This is a genomic window from Longimicrobium sp. (assembly GCF_036554565.1).
Lineage (GTDB): Bacteria > Gemmatimonadota > Gemmatimonadetes > Longimicrobiales > Longimicrobiaceae > Longimicrobium.
Window position 1 is genome coordinate 1 of sequence record NZ_DATBNB010000556.1, and the last position, 2,606, is coordinate 2,606.

A 2,606-nucleotide genomic window follows, 5' to 3' on the forward strand; every position below is an offset into this window, starting at 1 on the left:
AACGGTGTTCAAGTTCGCGTCGGACGTCGGCGTAGACCAGACCACCGAGATCGCCCGGATGCAGCGGATGCTCGCCGATGTGACGTTCGGTACCCCATCGCCCTGACCGCTCCCTGCCGAGCGGCCGGGGCGCGCCCCACCTCACCCAGCTAAAGGAACACCCATGTCCGTCTCTCCGCCCCGCCCCGCGCGGGTGAACCTGGCCACCCCGTGGGCCCGGCTGTCGCTGGCCCTCGTGCTCGCGGCGGGAGCCGTGCCCGCGGCTGCCCAGGGAACGTCGCAGACCGACCCCCGCGTGGGGCTGCGCGCCGGCATGTACGACGCGGCCGAAGCCTCGTGGAACCTGCGCGTGGTCAGCAAGTCGCGCCCGGCGCCCGGCTTCGAGCGCAGCACCAACTCCGACCTGGCGTTCACCGGCAAGTACGCCATCCAGGGCAACTACAACGGCTGGCAGATCTGGGACATCTCCAACCCGGCCAGCCCCTCGCTGGCGACGGCGTTCGTGTGCCCGGCCTCGCAGAGCGACGTGTCGGTGCACGGCAACCTGCTTTTCATCTCCGGCGAAGGCCTGTCCGGGCGCCTGGACTGCGGCACGCAGGGCGTGCGCGACACGGTGAGCACCGAGCGGCTTCGCGGCCTGCGCATCTTCGACATCAGCGACATCCGCAATCCGAAGAACGTGGGCAACGTGCAAACCTGCCGCGGCTCGCACACGCACACGGTGCTGGCGGACCCGCGCGACCGTGAGAACGTGTACGTCTACATCTCCGGCTCGTCGCAGCTTCGCTCGCCCAACGAGCTTCCGGGGTGCGTGGGCGGCGCGCCGGGCGAAAACCCCAACTCGGCGCTCTTCCGCATCGAGGTAATCAAGGTGCCGCTGGCGCACCCCGAGCGTGCGGCCATCGTAAGCTCGCCGCGCATCTTCAACGACCTGACGGCCCCCGCGCGCCACGGCGAGGCGCCCGAAGACGTGGCCCGCGCCGCGACGGCCGCGGCCGCCGCCCGCGCCCGCGGTGAGTACACCGTGACCATCCAGGGCATGGAGCGCATTGCGCCCGGCCAGTTCATCCAGCCGCTCCTGGACAGCATCGTCAAGCAGCGCGGCGGCACCGGCCCCGCCACGGCGGCCGACAGCGCCGCCCTGCGCCGCGACCTGCAGGGCATCGTCAACCGGATGTTCGCCGAAGACGAGGGCCACGGCCCGCGCCCCGGCCCCACGCAGTGCCACGACATCACCGTGTACCCGGGCATCGGGCTGGCGGGTGGCGCGTGCGAGGGCTACGGCATGCTGCTGGACATCCGCGACCCGGCCAACCCGGTGCGCATCGCCGCGGTGGCCGACAGCAACTTCTCGTACTGGCACTCGGCCACGTTCAACAACGACGGCACCAAGGTGCTGTTCAGCGACGAGTGGGGCGGCGGCGGCCAGGCCAAGTGCCGCGCCACCGACCGTCCGGAGTGGGGCGCCAACGCCATCTTCACCATCGAGAACGGCCGCGACATGCGGTTCCGGAGCTACTACAAGCTCCCGGCGCCCCAGACGGCGCTCGAGAACTGCGTGGCGCACAACGGCTCGCTGATCCCCATTCCGGGGCGCGACGTGATGGTGCAGGCGTGGTACCAGGGCGGCATCTCGGTGTTCGACTGGACGGACGCGGCGCGCCCGTTCGAGATCGCCTTCCATGACCGCGGGCCGTCGGATTCCACGCGCATGGGCCCGGGCGGATCGTGGTCGGTGTACTGGTACAACGGCGCCATCGTCAGCTCCGAGATTTCGCGCGGGCTCGACATCTTCCAGCTGCAGCCCAGCCGGTTCCTGTCGCAGAACGAGATCGACGCGGCGAACACCGTCAAGCTGGAGCAGCTGAACCCGCAGGGCCAGCCCAAGTTCGTGTGGCCGCCCAGCTTCGCGCTGGCGCGCGCCTACGTGGACCAGCTGGAGCGCTCCAGCGGCCTGAACGCCGGCCGCATCACCGCCGTCCGGCAGGCGCTGACGAACGCGGAGCGCGCCTCGGGCGCGGGCCGCCGCACGGCGCTGAACAGCCTGGCCACGAGCCTGGACGGCGACGCCGGCCGCTCGTCCGACGGCGCCAAGGTGCGGATGCTGGCGGGCGCCGTCCGCGACCTGGCCCGCGCGCGGTAAGCCGGGCAGTACGGTCTGATGGACAACGAGAATCGCCCCGGGCCAGGTGCCCGGGGCGGTTCTCGTTCCAGACGGTCACTGCAGATCTACCCTCGAACGGCGCCCCCGTCCGCGTGGCTATGGAACTTGCGCCTGACGTAGCGCCACCCCGCCGGTTCACGGACGAAGAAGAAGTGGTTCTGGTCGACGTAGAACGTGAGCGCATACGGGTCGTCCGCCGGCGCGGGCCAACCGGTGCCCTGTTCCACCAGGACGACCGCAGTGTCGCCGTGAAAGGCCAGGCGGCGTGTGGCGATCCAGTTGTAATACCCGCGCCTTGGGGGAAGGGCGGCTTCGGGAGCAGCCTGCAGGACGAGGGCGACGGCAGAGTCGAATGCCGTGCTGGGCGGACGTACCTCGAGCCGGTTCCTCCGCCCGACCTGCGGGACGACGGTCTCCACGAGGTACGCTCCGACGGCCTGCG

General features: G+C 70.8%; 2 protein-coding genes. One reads left to right on the forward strand and one right to left on the reverse strand.

Annotation, left to right across the window (positions count from 1 at the left end; all coding sequences use genetic code 11):
* Nucleotides 1–163 precede the first annotated feature (163 nt).
* A complete protein-coding gene (locus tag VIB55_RS15245) occupies nt 164–2,143 on the forward strand; it encodes a hypothetical protein (RefSeq protein WP_331877518.1) in 1,980 nt (659 codons plus the stop codon).
* A gap of 86 nt (nt 2,144–2,229) precedes the next feature.
* On the opposite strand, the gene VIB55_RS15250 is transcribed toward VIB55_RS15245, so the two are convergent.
* Nucleotides 2,230–2,606, reverse strand: a 377-nt coding sequence (locus tag VIB55_RS15250; RefSeq protein WP_331877519.1) for a hypothetical protein, incomplete at its 5' end; no start/stop codon positions are given.